The sequence below is a fragment of the Lysinibacillus sp. PWR01 genome, from assembly GCF_043359455.1.
In the GTDB taxonomy this organism is placed as follows: Bacteria; Bacillota; Bacilli; order Bacillales_A; family Planococcaceae; genus Lysinibacillus; species Lysinibacillus fusiformis_F.
In genome coordinates this window covers 1-16,579 of the sequence record NZ_JBHERJ010000033.1, presented here as the reverse complement: position 1 = coordinate 16,579, position 16,579 = coordinate 1, and the positions used below count along the sequence as shown (strand labels likewise).

Annotated in this window: 17 protein-coding genes; 12 read left to right on the top strand and 5 right to left on the bottom strand. The window is 41.8% G+C overall.

Annotated elements, in window-relative coordinates:
• The 4 genes from ACEVFT_RS04480 (at window position 1) to ACEVFT_RS04465 (ending at window position 3,178) form a co-directional block, all read left to right on the top strand.
• Entirely contained in the window at window positions 1-420 is a 420-nt protein-coding gene (locus ACEVFT_RS04480) for a DUF1801 domain-containing protein (RefSeq protein ID WP_205443032.1), read from the top strand.
• Window positions 421-546: 126 nt separating this feature from the next.
• Window positions 547-1,524: an alpha/beta hydrolase gene (locus tag ACEVFT_RS04475; protein WP_393948324.1), complete on the top strand. Its 978-nt coding sequence runs from the start codon at window positions 547-549 to the stop codon at window positions 1,522-1,524.
• Complete coding sequence (locus ACEVFT_RS04470) at window positions 1,521-2,192, top strand: response regulator transcription factor (protein WP_393948322.1); 672 nt, start codon at window positions 1,521-1,523, stop codon at window positions 2,190-2,192. The genes ACEVFT_RS04475 and ACEVFT_RS04470 overlap by 4 nt, the downstream gene beginning before the upstream one ends.
• Window positions 2,189-3,178 carry a sensor histidine kinase gene (locus tag ACEVFT_RS04465; protein ID WP_393948319.1) on the top strand — a complete coding sequence of 330 codons (990 nt, stop codon included), beginning with the start codon at window positions 2,189-2,191 and terminating at the stop codon, window positions 3,176-3,178. Before ACEVFT_RS04470 ends, ACEVFT_RS04465 begins: the two co-directional genes overlap by 4 nt.
• A 34-nt stretch (window positions 3,179-3,212) precedes the next feature.
• Here the strand turns inward: ACEVFT_RS04465 and ACEVFT_RS04460 are convergent, their stop codons facing one another.
• Window positions 3,213-4,082, bottom strand: a complete 870-nt coding sequence (locus ACEVFT_RS04460) for a DMT family transporter (protein WP_205443037.1) — start codon at window positions 4,080-4,082, stop codon at window positions 3,213-3,215.
• A 109-nt stretch (window positions 4,083-4,191) separates the two neighbouring features.
• A complete protein-coding gene (locus ACEVFT_RS04455; protein ID WP_393948318.1) occupies window positions 4,192-5,049 on the bottom strand; it encodes a LysR family transcriptional regulator in 858 nt (285 codons plus the stop codon).
• A gap of 138 nt (window positions 5,050-5,187) precedes the next feature.
• Here ACEVFT_RS04455 and ACEVFT_RS04450 point away from each other — a divergent pair, with 138 nt between their 5' ends.
• The 5 genes from ACEVFT_RS04450 to ACEVFT_RS04430 all read left to right on the top strand — a co-directional run bounded on the left by ACEVFT_RS04450 (window position 5,188) and on the right by ACEVFT_RS04430 (window position 9,150).
• Window positions 5,188-6,396 carry an MFS transporter gene (locus ACEVFT_RS04450; RefSeq protein ID WP_393948316.1) on the top strand — a complete coding sequence of 403 codons (1,209 nt, stop codon included), beginning with the start codon at window positions 5,188-5,190 and terminating at the stop codon, window positions 6,394-6,396.
• Window positions 6,397-6,425: 29 nt separating this feature from the next.
• Complete coding sequence (locus tag ACEVFT_RS04445; RefSeq protein WP_393948314.1) at window positions 6,426-6,794, top strand: SRPBCC domain-containing protein; 369 nt, start codon at window positions 6,426-6,428, stop codon at window positions 6,792-6,794.
• Window positions 6,795-6,906: 112 nt separating this feature from the next.
• Window positions 6,907-7,623 carry a toast rack family protein gene (locus ACEVFT_RS04440; protein WP_393948313.1) on the top strand — a complete coding sequence of 239 codons (717 nt, stop codon included), beginning with the start codon at window positions 6,907-6,909 and terminating at the stop codon, window positions 7,621-7,623.
• Between the two features lie 243 nt (window positions 7,624-7,866).
• Window positions 7,867-8,391 carry a tubby C-terminal domain-like protein gene (locus ACEVFT_RS04435; RefSeq protein ID WP_205443043.1) on the top strand — a complete coding sequence of 175 codons (525 nt, stop codon included), beginning with the start codon at window positions 7,867-7,869 and terminating at the stop codon, window positions 8,389-8,391.
• A 27-nt stretch (window positions 8,392-8,418) separates the two neighbouring features.
• A complete protein-coding gene (locus ACEVFT_RS04430) occupies window positions 8,419-9,150 on the top strand; it encodes an alpha/beta hydrolase (RefSeq protein WP_393948310.1) in 732 nt (243 codons plus the stop codon).
• 484 nt (window positions 9,151-9,634) lie between these two features.
• Here the strand turns inward: ACEVFT_RS04430 and ACEVFT_RS04425 are convergent, their stop codons facing one another.
• From ACEVFT_RS04425 to ACEVFT_RS04415, 3 genes are read right to left on the bottom strand one after another with little or no spacing between them, the layout of a single operon-like run.
• On the bottom strand, window positions 9,635-12,109 hold the full coding sequence (locus tag ACEVFT_RS04425; RefSeq protein WP_393948308.1) for an ABC transporter permease: 2,475 nt from the start codon (window positions 12,107-12,109) through the stop codon (window positions 9,635-9,637).
• Window positions 12,109-12,837: an ABC transporter ATP-binding protein gene (locus ACEVFT_RS04420; protein WP_393948473.1), complete on the bottom strand. Its 729-nt coding sequence runs from the start codon at window positions 12,835-12,837 to the stop codon at window positions 12,109-12,111. The genes ACEVFT_RS04425 and ACEVFT_RS04420 overlap by 1 nt, the downstream gene beginning before the upstream one ends.
• 52 nt (window positions 12,838-12,889) lie before the next feature.
• Entirely contained in the window at window positions 12,890-13,504 is a 615-nt protein-coding gene (locus ACEVFT_RS04415; RefSeq protein WP_393948307.1) for an RNA polymerase sigma factor, read from the bottom strand.
• 106 nt (window positions 13,505-13,610) lie between these two features.
• Between ACEVFT_RS04415 and ACEVFT_RS04410 the strand changes: the two genes are divergently transcribed.
• The 3 genes from ACEVFT_RS04410 to ACEVFT_RS04400 all read left to right on the top strand — a co-directional run.
• Window positions 13,611-14,504, top strand: a complete 894-nt coding sequence (locus tag ACEVFT_RS04410) for a DoxX-like family protein (protein WP_393948305.1) — start codon at window positions 13,611-13,613, stop codon at window positions 14,502-14,504.
• 5 nt (window positions 14,505-14,509) lie between these two features.
• A complete protein-coding gene (locus ACEVFT_RS04405; RefSeq protein WP_393948304.1) occupies window positions 14,510-15,115 on the top strand; it encodes a DUF4166 domain-containing protein in 606 nt (201 codons plus the stop codon).
• On the top strand, window positions 15,090-16,579 hold a 1,490-nt coding region (locus ACEVFT_RS04400), incomplete at its 3' end, for a YndJ family protein (protein ID WP_393948302.1). The genes ACEVFT_RS04405 and ACEVFT_RS04400, both read left to right, overlap by 26 nt.

Below are 16,579 nucleotides of genomic sequence, written 5' to 3'. Positions count from 1 at the left end.
ATGTATGAATTAAAGACCAAAGAAACCGATGTAAGTGTCATTGAATTTATTGAAAGTGTAGACCATCCAAAAAAGCGAGAAGACGCCTACCGATTATTGGACATTTTTACAGAGGTATCAGGCCATGAAGCCAAAATGTGGGGACCAAGCATTATCGGCTTTGGTAAATATCATTACAAATATCAAACAGGCCATGAAGGTGATGCACCACTTGTTGGCTACTCCCCTCGCAAAGCGAAAATTAGCTTATATTTTGCCCCAGGTGATGAGCGGGAACAGCTATTACAGCAATTTGGCAAGCACACAACAGGGAAAGCCTGCGTTTATATTAACAAGCTGGATGATGTGGATGAAGACATCTTAAAAGCCCTTATACAACAAACGATCGATTTTGTACAAAAAACCTATCCAGATGCTTAATTTCAAGAAAGCTGCCTATTAGTAGGTAGCTTTTTTGTATGAAATTTATCTATTTTCTCCAAAAATTTAGTAGAAATTTATTTTTAACGTGTATCCTTGCAAGTATTAATAGAAAAGGAGATACGTATGAAAAAGAAATTGAAGAAAATGGTTGTCTGCATGGGGGCATTCATCGTGCTTGGAATGGTGATAGTTTGTATCTACCACTATAGTTTAGTACAGAAGGAGTCAGCTATTTTACAACCTAACGGCACATTAAACAATGTAGATGGTCAAAACATCCATGTTTATCACGAGGGGACTGGCGACGATACATATGTCTTTATGGCAGGCTCAGGCATTGCAGCACCTGTATATGAGCTAAAAGGGCTGTATCGTAAGTTTTCACAGCATAATCAAATTGCAGTAGTCGATCGAGCTGGCTATGGCTATAGCGACGTAGCCCATGATGATAGAGGTATCGATACCATTTTAGCGCAAACACGACAGGCACTTCAGCAAAGTGGACTTGAGCCACCCTATGTCCTCGTGCCACATTCCATTTCAGGGCTAGAGGCGATTTACTGGGCACAAAAATACCCCGATGAAGTAAAGGGCATCATTGCGCTGGACATTGGCTTACCTAGTCAATATGTAAAGCATAAAATGGGGACGGTCGATCGTTGGATGGTGAGGGGAATGCACCTCGCTACGAAGCTAGGCGTACATCGACTTATGCCATCTCAGGTCTATAATCCGCAAGTATTGAACATGTCTTTTTTAACGGCACAGGAAAAGGCAATCTATCAGGCGTTGTCCTTTAAGCAATTTTTTAATGAGGCTATGCAAAATGAGCTGTTACAGGTCTATGAAAATAGTTTACAATCAGAACAGCTTCCAAAGCCACAAGCCACCCCTATCTTACTGATTGATGCCATTGCGGAAGATAATAAACATTCGAAATATACGACGCAAAATCGGCAGGATTATGCAGATTTTGCGAAGCAATTCACCTATGCACAGGTGAAAGAGGTCAGCGGCACACATAGTATATATCTTTATCAGCCCGAGGAAATCTATCAACTAGCGCTGGCATTTATGAAAACAGAAAGGTCGATCAGATGAAGGGATTTAGGATTTTAATTGTAGAAGACGATCACATGATTGGTGATTTGCTGCAAAAAATAGTGCAGCGAGAAGGTTATGAAGCGATCTGGAAAACGGATGGCAAAGATATGATGGCACTGATTCGGCAGGTGGATTTAGTCATTATGGATATTATGCTGCCAGGAGAGGATGGCTATCAATTAAGCAAAAACATTAAACGATTAGGCTTAAATATTCCGATTATTTTTTTATCGGCACGTAATGATATTGACAGTAAGCTAGAAGGGTTGATGGTCGGAGAGGATTATCTGACAAAGCCATTTGATCCGCGAGAGCTGTTGCTAAGAATGCAAAAAATGCTGGCACAGCAATATGGTACATTTACGCAAATTCAGCATTTATTTATTGATGGGGAGCGCCGTCAAGTGTTTCATCAAAGTATCCATAATGAAATTGCCCTGACAGCGATCGAGCGAAAAATTTTCTTTTATTTATTCGACAATCGAGACAGAGTATTAACAAAGGATCATTTCTTCGATTATCTTTGGCCGCTCGATGAACGCAATCATAATATTTTGAATGTCCATATTAAAAAAATTCGAACAAAGCTACAGGACCCAGCAGGCAATATTGTGCAAAATATTTATGGAGAAGGGTATCGTTTGAATACCTATACTAGAAAATGACCTTAAAAACCAAATACCGCACTTTATTATTAGTAGCGATTGTGAGTGTGCCCATTGTGCTATTAGGCATTAGTGTGGCCATGTCTATTCTGTATGACAAGGCCTTTAAAATGAAGAATGGTGGCATCCCGTTTCATGAGTCCTTTGCCTATCCCGTTATGTTGCTTACGTTTGTGTTAGCTTTAGGATTGCTCGCATGGCTATTTTCCAAATCTATACATTCTTTATTATCCAAAATTACATTACTCAATAAAACAATTCGAGAATTAGCGAGTAATGAGCGGATACCTGATACGTTAACCGTAAGCAGTGAGGATGAAATCGGGCAGCTTAGCCAATCTGTCAATCTCTTAATTGAGCGTACAACTTACAGGGAATTAGAGCTAGCACAACAGCAGGAGCTTCAGAAAGAGTTGCTACAAAAGTTGCGACATGACATCCATACGCCATTGACGGCCATTCGTTTACAGCTGTTTTATCTAGAGGATCAATTACAGGGACAGCCGAAATTGGTGGAATCCTTAAATGCACAAATTCAATATATCACGAATTTAACGAATGCCTTTCAGTTACAGTCCTTTGATACGAGTGAACAGTCCTATGTCATGCAGGAGGAGGTTCAGCTTGTGCCATTGTTAGAAATGATGATGAAGAAGTGGCAGTATTTATATCGCATGCAGAACATTACTCTAAGTTTTCAGCATGATGATTCACAAGCAACTTGGCTTAGCAATGAATTATGGCTACAGCGTTTATTGGATAATGTGTTTCAAAATACATTAAAGCATGCCCAAGCAACCAAGCTAGTGGTGACGATTAAAAACGGACAGCTTACGATGTGTGATGATGGCATCGGCTTTCATCCTGACGATGACCACGATGGACTTGGGCTGAAAATCATACAGGATATTGCGCAAACGCTGAACATCGAAGCCTCTTTACAATCAAACAGGGATGGCACCGTCTTCTGCTTTACGCATCAATAAAAAACAACGGCAGTTTTTGCCGTTGTTTTTCCATTTAAACTGATTTTCGTTGCTGTAGTAAGAACAGGGCAAGTCCTAGTAAAATGACCATAATCCCTACGCCTTGTTGAACGGAAATCATCTCATCTAAAATAAAATAAGCTAATATACAGGTGCCGATCGTTTCGCCTAAAATACTCATGGAAATCACGGTTGTACTTAACCATTTCAATAGCCAATTAAAAATGGTTTGCCCGAAAATCGTCGCAATGACAGCCAGCCCTACAAGGGACCACCATGTGGAGGCTGAATAATCGAAAAATGATTCTTTCATCAAGAGGGCATAAACGGCTAAAAAGATCGAGCTACTACCATAGCCGATAATGGAATAGGGAATGAGTGATAAATCCTTGCGTACAGATTGCCCGATAAAAAAGTAGGCTGTAATAATCCCTGCCGCAATAAAGGCTAAAATATCACCATAAAGGGCTTGTCCACTGATCTGGAAATCTTGCCAGCCAATGATGAAGCAGCCGATAATCGCTACGAAACAGCCCAAAATTGCACCTTTTGAAAACCGTTCTTTAAATAAGAAATAGCTACCTACTAAAGAGAATAGTGGCTGTAGTGTCACAATGACGGTTGAACTAGCCACGGATGTGTAGTTTAATGATTCAAACCATAAAACATAATGACAGGACAAAAATAAGCCTGATAAAATGCCAAGTCCCCACTGCTTTTTCGAGAGGCTAGCAAGCTCCTGCCGCAAGCCCTTCTGAGCTAATAAAAACGGTAGAAGCACCAGCATCGCAAAAAATAGTCGATAAAAGGCTGTAATCGCTGGTGGTGCATCAGCGAGCTTAACAAAAATAGCTGAAGTGGATAACGCAAATACTGCAAAAAATAACGAGATGTAATAAAACATGATGTACTCCTATACTTTTACAAGATTAATAATGACAAACCTATTATAGTGCAGTCGACATGAATAATATAGGGTTTTTAGAATATTAGCACAAAACATCATCCTGCAACTAATTCTGTTCAAGCAAAGATTCAATGACCTGCTTTAATTGCAGGATGAAGGGCTGCTTGCCATCATCTTTTTTATGAATAAAAACCGTTTCAATAATATGATGGAGGTTGTCTAATTCATAAAAATAAAGGTCAGGGCAAGGATAGAGTGCTAGTAATTTCGTATTTAATACAGCCAATGTATGCTCGATTTCAAGAAAATCGAGAATACTACTAACGGATTTAATTTCTTTCATCGTAAAAGGAACCTGCTTCTCGGTGAGCCATTGTGCTAATGCATGGGTATACATGCAGCCCTTACTTAACACAAGCAATGTGACTGGTGTCCGTTGGTCAAAGTCAATGATATGAGCAGAGCTTGAGATGACTTCGAATGTTTCAGTGGCGATGACATCATAGTGTAAATCGCTATAATGCTTGATTGGATTACTTGTCAATGCACAATCTATTTCCGCCAGATGGACTTTATGATTTAAGGACGTACTCGATTCTACTGTGAAATCTACATCAATCGGACTTTGACTGGCTTGTAGCGCGTTCATGATGGATGGACCATAGATTTTAATGGTTGTATGAGATGTACCCACATGAATGTGCGTTTGCGTAGGGCCGATGCTATGTAAAAAATCCTCATAATTTTGAGCAACTTTCTTTAAAAATTGTAAATAATGATCACCTACCTCTGTCAGCTTTAAGCCTTGAGGCGTTCGTTTAAAGACCTCCTGCCCAATTTCACGCTCCATTTTTTTCACCTTTGCTGTTAAGGCAGATTGTGTGTAATTGGTGATTTCAGCCGATTTACTCAAGTTTTGCCTCTCTAGAAGCTCCATTTTTAAGGCAATTTCTTCAATGTTCATGTTGTTCCTCACACACCTATAGAATTTTTTGATAGCGGCTATCATTTTCCTCCATTTTACGTACGCTAGCTGTCCACGTAAACTCTAGGTAACGAAAAGGTATACTGCAAAGCGGTATAAACCTGATGGAGGGTTATTATGCATACATATTATCGATGGGTCATTTTACTTGTGGCTACACTTTCGCAGACAGCGGCAACCTTTGTGACCTACGGGATGGGGCCAGTTGCCTCTTTTTATCAAATGGAATGGCACTTAACGTCCTTCCAAACAGGACTGATTGTTTCAGCCGTCAATATTGGACCGATTTTCTCCATGCTGCTATTCGGCTATCTCATGGATAAAAAGGGAGAGAAGCAGATTATTGGATGGGGTTCAATTATTCTGGGCCTGTCAGCCTTATTGCTCATACCTGTGAATCATTATACGACATTGCTACTCGTATTAATAGTTGTGGGGATATGGTATGGCAGTGCACAAACGGGTGGCAGTACAGCTATAGTGAAATGGTTTCCTGACAAGCATCGAGGACTTGCTATTGGGATTCGCCAGACAGGTATTCCAATTGGCGGTGCATTGGCTTCAACTGTGCTGACTTATTTGTATCAACATCATCATCTTTCCTCTGTCCATTTAACACAGGGCTTGATGGCGATTGGTGGGGGACTATTATTTTTATTGCTGTACAAAGAACCAAAACAGCATGTAAGCGCTGCGGCAGCTCCCATTCCTTTTAAAGAGAAGCTGCGTGCAATTCGGCACAATCGAGCGCTTTATCCTTTATTTTTTGTTGGCATGGTCATGATGTCCCTGCAAATGATTATCATTGCTCACTTTATGAGCTATTTACATCAAGAGGGTGGTTATTCATTAACGGAGGCAGGGCGCTATTTAAGTCTGATTTTACTTGGTGGGATGCTTGGGAGGATTGTGCTTGCTTGGATGAGTGATCACTATTTCGCTCAAAGGCGAGAGCCATTATTAGTGTTCGTCATGGTCGCTACATTTCTGATGATTGGCTGTCTGCCCTTTGTCATACATAGCCAGGGCTTGATGATTATTTTTTGCGGTGTGTTTGGTTTTTTAGCACTTGGCTGGTACTCCTTATATATCACTTGTGTCACCGAGCAATCGGATTCTCAAGCTGTTGGGCTGACTGTTAGTGCAGCGTTAACGATTAATCAGTTCTTTATTGTCTTGGCACCAACAGTTTATGGCTTATTGGTTGCTGTTTTTTCCAGTTATCAGCTCGCTTTGGATCTCATCGCTGTCATGGTATTACTCGGGGCTTTTCACTTATATCGAACAACCCAAAGTAGTCTAACTCCTGAAAGTTCGATAAAATAAGGGAAAAGAGGAAATGGAGGTTGCTGCGAATGACCAGTTCGATTTGGATTGATACAGAAATTGATAAAGTATGGCAAGCGATTACGGAGGAGCAATCCCTCTCCCAATGGTACGTACCAGGCTCCACATGGGACATTCCCATACTAGCTGTTGGGGAAAAGATGACATTTACCTTAATGCCAAATGCGCATAATCAGCTATCTGAAAAACTGCCGATGCAGCTAACGATTCAGCAAGTGAAGAAAAATGAGGAATTTTCCTTTTATTTAGAAGTTCCTGAAACATTGATCGCTATTACGCTAGCCGAGCAGGGCAATGGCACAACGGTGAGCTTTAATTCGCCAGGCTATGATGCCTCTCTCGCTAATTTAAAGGCTTTGCTGGAGGAGAATGACTAGCCATCTCTACGTCTCAGGTCTTAGATGAATTTCAAGCGTAGGGTCGTATTTTAATTTCCTTACTCCTATATAATGTAATTATTGGTAGATTAAATGGCGGGAGGAAATAATGTTGAAAAAATTAGTTGGTTTAGGTGTCGTGATGGGGACGTCAGCATTGGTGTTATCGGGATGCTTTTCCGTTATGCCAAGCAAGATGCGAGAGGAAGCCATCTTGGTGGAAAAAGATAAAGCGAAAGCATTAGAGGTAGACATTGATTTAGGTGTCGGGGAAATGAATGTATCGAGCGGTGCAAAGGAATGGGTTGAGGGCAATGCAGAATATAATTTAAAAAAGCTAGCCCCACAGGTAGACTATGCTGTACACGGCGATACAGGAGAAGTGGATATCAAGCATAAAGGCGCCACAAAGCTAGGGCTCTCCAATATTAAAAACACATGGGCGATTCAACTGAATGACAGCATCCCAATGGATCTGACTGTAGAAACGGGTGCCTCTCTTGCCAACCTCGATTTACAAGGACTTCAGCTGGAAAAACTCGATATTGAAGCGGGTGTTGGTGATCTAACGGTCAATCTAGGAGGCGATTGGCAAAAGAGCTTCACAACGAATATTGAAACAGGCGTCGGTCAAACAACGGTCATTTTACCTTCAAAGGTTGGGGTCAAATTAACGACGGAAAAAGGCATTGGCTCGTCTAATGTCGAAGGCCTTGTGTCTAAAGGCAACGGTGTCTATGTCAACGAAGCTTATGACAAGGCAGATGTCGTGCTAGAGGTCAATTCGGAATTGGGCATCGGAGAAATTACCTTTAAGTTAGATCGATAGAAAATGAAGTAGGCTACTTTCATTGAAGTAGTCTCTTTTTTTGCGTTCAAAAAAATTAATACAAGTGCAACTTTTTACTTGGGTCAATGACTCTAAGGAGGAAAGGTGAAAATGAAACCCATCTACCATTCAAACCGTCAGCCGACACAATAATCATAATAGGGGTGTCAAATACATCCTTTGTATTTGGCGCTTATTTTATGGTAGCTTTAAGAAAGCAATTGTTTTAAAGGAGCGAATAGATTGAAGACCTATACATACAAGCAACCAGCAGCCATCGAGTCAACAGAGACCGTTACTATTTTAAATGAAGCGGGGGAGGTATCGTCCACCGTTCAACGCGTGTATTCCAATGCACTAAAAAAAGCATTCGATAAGACGATGGATTATCGTTATTTCGTTCGATTTGATGCGAATGATCGCAATGGTCAGCCTCTTTTTACGTGTAAAAAAGTATCCCGTCGTGGACGCGTGCATTTTCGTGGCAAGGATTTGGTGACAGGGAAAGACTATATGATTGCCTACGATGGCTGGCAAATCATGATTCCCGATTTAGTCATTACCGATGGCGAACAGCAAATCAAGCTCAACAAAGAAATGGAGGACTGGTCTGTTTTTACTGTGAATGAGCAGCCCATCGCCCGTTGGCAAGCGACTTTCTGTGAGACGCATTTTGACATTACTTTACAAATTGAAGACAGCAGCCCCATTCAGCAGGAAGCCTTTTTTATTGCAATCGGACAGGCTGTGCTGTTTGTTGGGGCTTAAGTTAGAAGGAAGAAGGGGCTTGATGAGGTGCTAAACATACTACCAGCAAAAGAAATTTATTTACAGGGAAATGAGCATGCCCTATTGCTTTTACATTCCTTTACAAGTCATACAAGAGATATGAAGAAAGTAGCCACTGCGTTACATACACAAGGCTATACTTGCTATGCGCCCTTATATCGTGGACATGGCACTCATCCCGAACAGTTATTACACGATCAGGTAGACGACTGGTGGCAGGATGTAGTGAATGCCCATCAATTTTTATTGGATGAAGGCTATCAAAAGATTTCAGTCATCGGTCTCTCCATCGGTGGTATTTTCACATTGAAGCTTGCCCAATTAGAGAAGCTGGTGCAAATCATTGTCTTATCGGTACCGTTTGATAAGGAACCAGAGCAAATAAAACAAAGAATTGTAGACTATGCCTACAATTATAAAACGATAGAGGGCAAATCACCGCTTCAAATCGCACAGGAAATGGAGCCATTTAAGAACATGCCATTAGATGCGATGAACGCATTCCAAACATTTATCCAAGAAACGATGCAGCAGCTTGATAAAATCAACATTCCTATTGCTATCTACTATGGTGACCGCGACGATGCATGGTATACAGAAAGCGCAGAAATGATTTATCAGCATGTTCAATCATCTAGAAAGCGGAAGAAAGGCTTTGAAAATTCAAAGCATCTCATGACATTAGGACGGGATCAAGAAGCTATCATAAAGGAAATGATGGATTTTCTTCAAATTTAGGGAGAGTTTCATTTATAAAAGGAGTGGGGGTGCTCACTGAAGAGAGAGATTCGCTCCAAAGAGGGGTAGAAGCGCTCATTCAAGAGAGAACTCCGCTCTAAAAAGGAGTAAAGGTGCTCATTCAAGAAGGAACTCCGCTCCAAAGAGGGGTAGAAGCGCTCATTCAAGAGTGAACTCCGCTCCAAAAAGGAGTAAAAGCGCTCATTCAAGAGAGAACCCCGCTCCAAAAAGGAGTAAAGGCGCTCATTCAAGAGAGAACCCCGCTCCAAAAAGGGACAAAAGCGCTCATTCAAGAGTGAATCCCGCTCCAAAAAGGAGTAAAGGCGCTCATTCAAGAGAGAACTCCGCTCAAAGAAGAACCAAAAGCGCTCATCGAAGAGAAGACTCCGCTCAAAGAAGAATCAAAAGCGCTCGCCCCGAGATTGTCCCCCGCTCCTAGAAAAAGTAAAACAGCCACCTCTATCCAGAGAGGGGCTGTTTTTACTTAGATTTCCACGATTTCATTCGCTAGCTTTTGTCGGCTAATCCAGTAGCCTTGGAGGGTAAAGACAATGAGTGTTGCTCCTAGAAGGGTGATGCTTGTGATGCCTAATGTTAAGAAGTCATAGGACATCGGGGAGCCCTCATCAATGAAGCCTAGCATTCTCGTTAAAACTAATCCTAGCAATGTGCCGACTGTGAGACCATAGAGGACAAAGGATAGGACTTGTGTCAGTATGAGCTTCATTAAGCCATTTGGTGACAGCCCAATCAATCGTTGGATGGCATAGTCGCTGCGTTTTGTATAAATGGTATGCAGTAATGTTTGTAGGACACCTAGGGCAGTGGCAGCTATTAAAATAACAAAGACACCGACAAATAGGCTCCAGCGCTGGAAGAACATTTCATTGGATTGCGCTAGTATGGTCGCTTTATCTGTAAACTTCAGGGCTGGCCAGCGCTCTTCCAAGAATGATAGCTCCGCCAATGCCTGCTCAGGGTGAGATGTTTCGACCATAATGTCTTCGATGATTGGGTGATCCTGCGCCGTGAGGAACGATGACCAATCAACGATTATATCAGCACGTTGAATAGGTGTATCGGTAATTCCTATAATTTGTAATTCACCGGTTGGCATATCCTGCTGGGCAGCAAAATCATAGGAACCTATCGTTAGACGATCACCCACTGATAAATGATGACGTTCGGCAAAGTGCTTTGTCACTATGAGGCCATCCCGCAAATTTCCACCCTCAATTTGAGGCAACTTCTTTAATTGCATAAATTTCTTGATATCAATGGTTGTATAGTTCTCTGGTAGCCATTCCTCGCCGAGTTGTAGGGCAATATACGCATTATTGCTTTGCGCATACGCATACTGCACGCTCGGCAATGCTTCAATTTCCTCTATAATAGCAGGCGTGATGGTTGGATCATTTAATTCATTATTAATCTTTACGGCTGTTTCGTATTGTGATTCCGTGTAGGCAAGGTCGTTGAGCTGTAAGGTTTTCATTAATGAGCTGCCAAAGGTTAAAATGACCATTAACCCAATAATGCTGAGCACCACGGGCATATTTTTGCGTACTTGTGGCATGAGCTGCTGGCACGCTAAATAGGCTTCTTTGCCAAGTACCTTTCGAATCGGGTTTAAAGCCAGATGAAGGATGACTGTAAACAGATAGGGGATTAGTAACAGTAAAATCCCGCATACGAGTAGTGTCCCGAGTAGAATAAATAAGGCACCTTGATCGCTTCCTGTCCCAGCTATATAGGCTTGTAAAAAGAATAGTAAAGCGATCACACCTACAATACTAACGATGATTGTTTTCCATTTTGTCCAACGAAGATGTAAATGTTCATTTTCTGAAGCGATTTGTAATGGCAATAGTCGGGAACTTTTGGCTACTTGCCATTTTGTCATCATCTGCAGAATCAAGAAGCTGGAAAGGGCAATCAATAGTATAAATCCAATAGGAAGCTCTGTTTTAGCATTAGGTAAATGCAACAAGCTAATTAATTGTGGCAGCCAGATTTTAATCACCACAAGACTCAGCGTTGTTCCAAGCATAACGCCAAAGCTAATGATCAGTGAGAGTTGGAGCTTAACAATACGTCCAACCTGTTTTACTGATGCCCCGAGAGCCCGTAAAATCATTAGTTGCTCTTTGATTTTATAGAATAATAGTTGGAATGTGGACAGCAATAGGACGCTTGAAATGAGTAAAATAAAAACAGACAGTACAATCATAAAAACCATTAAGCTCTGTAAATTTCTTTTAAATACATCGTAATCACTCATAACATCAACACGTAATGTTGCATCGAGTTGTTTGATTTCTGCACCTACTGCCTTGGCACGACCCTCATCTGTTTTCATGAGCGCAAATATGCCTGCCGTTTGTGGCTGACTATTGTTCATCCATGCTTTGACAACATCATTAGCTAAGAGGATAATATTAGGACTGTCAGTGCCTTTCATAGTCGGTAAAATTTCTTGCACGATAAAATCCTTTGATTGAATATGAATGGAGTCCCCAACGCGTTTATTGAAAAGACGGGCAACATTTTCCGAAAGAATGGCATCGTTCGGTCCAAGATTGTCCTCAAAATGGTAGCGGCTTTTCACAAGGTCATCATTTTCCACGCCAACGGTATAAAAAGCAGTGTGCTTTTCTTGTTCAACCATTGTATGAGCTAGCGATAAACTGGACACTTGTGTGACACCTGCTAGGGTAGAAAACTCCTCAATTTGTGATGTTGTCAACAATTTTTGCTGATCGGGATTATAACCGACCATTAAGTCCATTTCTCCATACAATGCTTGGATGTCAGCCTTCATCTGGCTATTGGCATTCCAAATGTAGACGGTCATTGTCATCACCAGGCAAATCGAGATCGCAATAATACTAATACTTGTTAGGACATTTGCCCAAGCGGCACGAAATAGCTTGAGGGCAATATTGCGCATCGTAAACATTAGCGATCCCCCCTCGTAATTTGTTTGAATTTCATTAAAATACAATCCAAATCCTCTTCATTCTGCTGGTTTTGATAGGAATCCACAATTGCCCCATCATGGAAGAACAGTACCCGATTGGCATAGGTAGCTACATAGGGGTCATGTGTGACGAGTAAAATCGTTTGCTGGTTCGTTTTTTGCAGAGCAACGAGCAGCGCTAAAATTTCATCTGTTGTATGAACATCCAAAGCCCCTGTTGGCTCATCTGCCAGTAAAATAGGAGGGTTAGCAATAATCGCACGCGCAATGGCGACACGTTGCTTTTGTCCACCAGAAAGCTCATGTGGTCGATGCTTTGCCCAAGCGGCGATATTTAAGGTTTCCATCATGTGCTGCACACGCACCTTAATCTCCTTGCTAGGAACATCATTTAAAATAAGGGGAAGTGCAATATTATCTTCGACGGTTAAATCCTTTAGCAGATGAAAGGATTGGAAGATAAAGCCGATATTTTCTTTTCGGAATTGCGATGCTTTTGGCTCTTGATAAATAGCGTGAGCTTCCTTGCCAAATAAAAATAATGCCCCGTCTGTTGGCTCATCAATGGCACTGATCATATTCAGAAGGGTGCTTTTACCAGAGCCGCTTGTCCCCATAATCGCTACCATTTCTCCTTGATAAATGGTGCAATGGATATTTTTCAAGGCATTCACAGTATGATGCTTTTGCTGATAAATTTTGGACATCCCTTCAACACGTAGCACTTCTGTTAACCGTCCTTCAGGGATGGGTATTGCATTAATGACTTCTTTCAGCGGATTGAACCCACTCATCGAGATATGCCCCCTTTAATTGTTGTCGTAATGCTTGCAAACCACGCCGAATATGTGTTTTCACGGTGCCTTCAGGACATTGCAAAATCGCCGCAATATCCTTGACCGAGTAGTCTTGATAAAATCGTAGCAATAGCACTGTTTTGTACTTTTCCTCAAGCTGGCAAAGAGCCTGCCATAAATCCAGCTCTTCTTCGATATATGTAGGGGATGAGCTTGTTAAATCCTCGAAAGTTTGTGGTTCAACAGGCATAACTGTATTTTTCTTCGCTATATAGGTTTTACAGCAATTAATCATAATGCGGATGAGCCAAGTAGCAAAATAGTGTGGCTCCTTTAATTGTGGCAAGCCCTCATAGGCTCGAATAATGGTTTGCTGAAAAACTTCTACGGCGTCGTTTTCATTTTGTACGTAGACATAGGCCATGCGATAAAGCTTATGCTGCTCCTGCTCAATTAGCTGATAAAATGCTTGCTCATCACCTTGTTGGGCTAAGGCTACAAGTGATTGTTGGGTGCTCGTAATGAAAATCGCCTCCTTTTCGACCATTAGACTCAGCAAGTCGTCATTTCGATTCAAATTTTTTATTTTTATTGAGAAACTTATTAAGCATACCCATTTAATAGTAGGTTATCAATTTATTGCTATAATGATAGTGGCTTAATCGAAAAAAAGGAGTGAGTTTATGAGCAGAAAGCCTATTTATGTCGAGATAGACATCCAGGCGCCTATAGAAAAAGCATGGGATTATACACAAAATCCTCAGTTGCATGAGCAATGGGATTTACGTTTTACATCCATTACCTATATACCGAAAAAAGCACCTGAGGAGCCACAGCGTTTTACCTATGAAACGAAGGTCATGCCAGGCTTACAGGTAAGCGGCTGGGGAGAAAGCAAGGGGGAGCATCATAAAGAAAATGGCACGCGAACATCCTCTCTACATTTTGGCACGCCTCAACAGCGCTCACCTATAGCGGAGGGAAAGGGCTATTGGCAATATATCCCGCATCAACAGGGGCTGACATTTTTAACTCAATATGATTATGACACACGCTATGGCAAGCTTGGCACATTCTTTGATCTATTTTTTCGCCCATTAATGGGGTGGGCGACGGCACTCAGCTTTGATGTATTAAAAAGATGGCTAGAAAAAGGAGAAAATCCTGCTGCTCAGTATAGACGATTCTTTTTAACCATGCTCCTGCGTATATTCTTTTGCTTTGTCTGGTTCTATCATGGTCTTGTACCGAAGATCATCCATTTGCATCCGCAGGAATTAAAGATGACCGCTTCATTACTAAACCATGCAGATCAGCTAGTTATGTGGATAGGGGTTGCGGAAATTCTCTTTGCTTTATGTTGGCTTTACCCGCGAGGAAAACGCTGGCTATTTGGCATGCAAATCATCGTTTTTCCACTCTTGACGATCGCTGCTATTGGTGCGGACCCGACAAGTATTCAAGCGCCCTTTAATCCACTCACCTTTAATAGCGCTTTATGGGTGTTGTCAATCATCGGATTTAGCTTAAGTAAGGATGTCCCAAGTGCCAAAAGCTGTAAAAGAAAGCGAGGATAACAAGCATGACGATCTATCAAACATTATTAGGGGATGATTTTGCAAGACTTCATCCGATGCTACAACAGCGTTATGCGTTACCGATTGATGAACCATTTTTTGCTCAGGGCATGATGCATCAAATAAAATCTGGTGCTAAATGGATGCGTCCCTTTTATACGCTGGCAGCGAAAACACGATTTCTGTTCCCTGAGTCAGGGGAGAATATTCCCTTTACCATTTCGAATACATGCCGAGCTCTGCCGAGTGGAGTACTGGAGGTGCTATGGGAGCGCACCTTTTATTTCCCACAGAAGACAAGGCATTTTGATGCAAGGATGACCATTGATCCAATCCGAAAAATTGTGAAAGATTATTTAGGCACACCTTCTCTTTTTTATTCCGATTTGCACTTTACGGTGACACGAGAGGGAACGTTAGTCATTCGTTCAGGTAAACAGCGTTTTGTCCTCTCTCGTTTCGAATGCCCCATGCCTAGATTGATAGAGGGGCGGGTCATTGTGGAGGAGGGCTTTGATGAATCGAAAAATGTCTTCACCATTCATGTCTCCATCCATAATCCATTCATAGGGAGGCTCATGATGTATGCTGGAGAATTTACGCAACAATAGAAGTAATTTCATTTTTTTACTGGGGATTATGTTCACGGTAATTTGCTTTGTGCTTAATGGACAACCCAGTTACTTTTGGTTACTCACAGTTGCTCAACTGATTTTCGTCCCCACCATGGTTGTGGATGTTCAGAAAGTGGGCAAAGCCATCATTGTTGGGATGATGCTAGCTGTTACACTGCTGCATGAATGGTCGAATGGCTTATTGGCTAATGTGCTGGCAGGTATGTATTTACTGTATACCTACTATATAGCCATACAAGGCGTGAAAAGGTTTTTACAGCGAGGATTCACGAATAGTGCGGAGTTTGCAATTGACATGGGGCTTTTCTATCTAGCTCTTGGTGGTTTGTGGTTTTTCGCCTATGTCGCCAACATTGATACTGGCTTTTCATCATTAATAACGTGGTTAACGGCCATTCACTTTCATTATTCCGCTTGTTTATTACCCATTTCAGTCGGACTTTTGGGTCGATTACATGATAGTAGCGGGTATCGTGTCATGGTGATGATTTTGCTGGCAGGACCACTCCTTGTTGCGATGGGTATTGCCTTTTCCATACTCATCGAAATCATCGCAGTTGCTCTTTATATCTTCGCTATCTATGGCTTGTTTTTCGTTGCACTCAAAACAAAGCTTCTGTTTGAGCAGGGGCTATTGCTGAGGATTTCCTATGGAGCGCTCTGTCTGACGATTCTTGGATCTTGTCTGTATGTTTACAGTCGTGTCAGTGGCAACTTTTCCATTGGCATTCCAGAAATGCTCCAATTCCATGGTGTAATCAATGGTGTTTTCTTTGGTGGGGTAGGGGTCATCGCATGGCTAATGGCTGTACCCCCAACAACACAGCGTCCGTTTGAGTTCCCCGTAAGCCAAATTCGCGGGAAGCTGCGTCATAAGAATATACCACACCCTGGCTTGGTCGATGCCTTACAGGATTTTGTCGATACAGCAAAGCTACCGCCTGTGATTCCACATTTTTATGAGCATACGACGTCCTATCGTCTGTTGGCGACGGCGCAATGGAAGACTTGGTTTCGACCTTTTGCCTTTTTGTATCAAGGATTGAGCCGTTTTCTCCAACAGCTCAATTTACCCTTTTCCAGTAAGCAAATCGAGATGACGGGCAGCATTGTTCAGGTCGATTCTGTACAAGATAGCCGTCCGTCTCCACGTGCATGGATTCGGACAATTCATCAGCAAACCGTTTTTGTCGCCATTTATTCGAAGCACACAAGCAACGAAACGACCTATATGAATATTGCCTTGCCACTCCCGTTTTCAACAATGGTTGGTATTTTGTATGCCTATGAAGAAAATAGTCAGCTACACCTAACAAGTGGCCACGATGGAGATGCAGGAATTTATTTGGCAATAGGAAAGAATGTGATGAGGCTACCTTTACAGGAGCATTTTCAAATTGCTGCAGTAGATGACAAGACATTGACAGCACGCCACCAGAT

Coding starts and splice junctions, on each gene's coding strand:
- ACEVFT_RS04445 (WP_393948314.1), top strand. CDS start 6,426: ATGACCAGTTCGATTTGGATTGATACAGAAATTGATAAAGTATGGCAA.
- ACEVFT_RS04460 (WP_205443037.1), bottom strand. CDS start 4,082: ATGTTTTATTACATCTCGTTATTTTTTGCAGTATTTGCGTTATCCACT.
- ACEVFT_RS04425 (WP_393948308.1), bottom strand. CDS start 12,109: ATGTTTACGATGCGCAATATTGCCCTCAAGCTATTTCGTGCCGCTTGG.
- ACEVFT_RS04465 (WP_393948319.1), top strand. CDS start 2,189: ATGACCTTAAAAACCAAATACCGCACTTTATTATTAGTAGCGATTGTG.
- ACEVFT_RS04420 (WP_393948473.1), bottom strand. CDS start 12,837: ATGTCCAAAATTTATCAGCAAAAGCATCATACTGTGAATGCCTTGAAA.
- ACEVFT_RS04450 (WP_393948316.1), top strand. CDS start 5,188: ATGCATACATATTATCGATGGGTCATTTTACTTGTGGCTACACTTTCG.
- ACEVFT_RS04480 (WP_205443032.1), top strand. CDS start 1: ATGTATGAATTAAAGACCAAAGAAACCGATGTAAGTGTCATTGAATTT.
- ACEVFT_RS04455 (WP_393948318.1), bottom strand. CDS start 5,049: ATGAACATTGAAGAAATTGCCTTAAAAATGGAGCTTCTAGAGAGGCAA.
- ACEVFT_RS04410 (WP_393948305.1), top strand. CDS start 13,611: ATGAGCAGAAAGCCTATTTATGTCGAGATAGACATCCAGGCGCCTATA.
- ACEVFT_RS04405 (WP_393948304.1), top strand. CDS start 14,510: ATGACGATCTATCAAACATTATTAGGGGATGATTTTGCAAGACTTCAT.
- ACEVFT_RS04475 (WP_393948324.1), top strand. CDS start 547: ATGAAAAAGAAATTGAAGAAAATGGTTGTCTGCATGGGGGCATTCATC.
- ACEVFT_RS04470 (WP_393948322.1), top strand. CDS start 1,521: ATGAAGGGATTTAGGATTTTAATTGTAGAAGACGATCACATGATTGGT.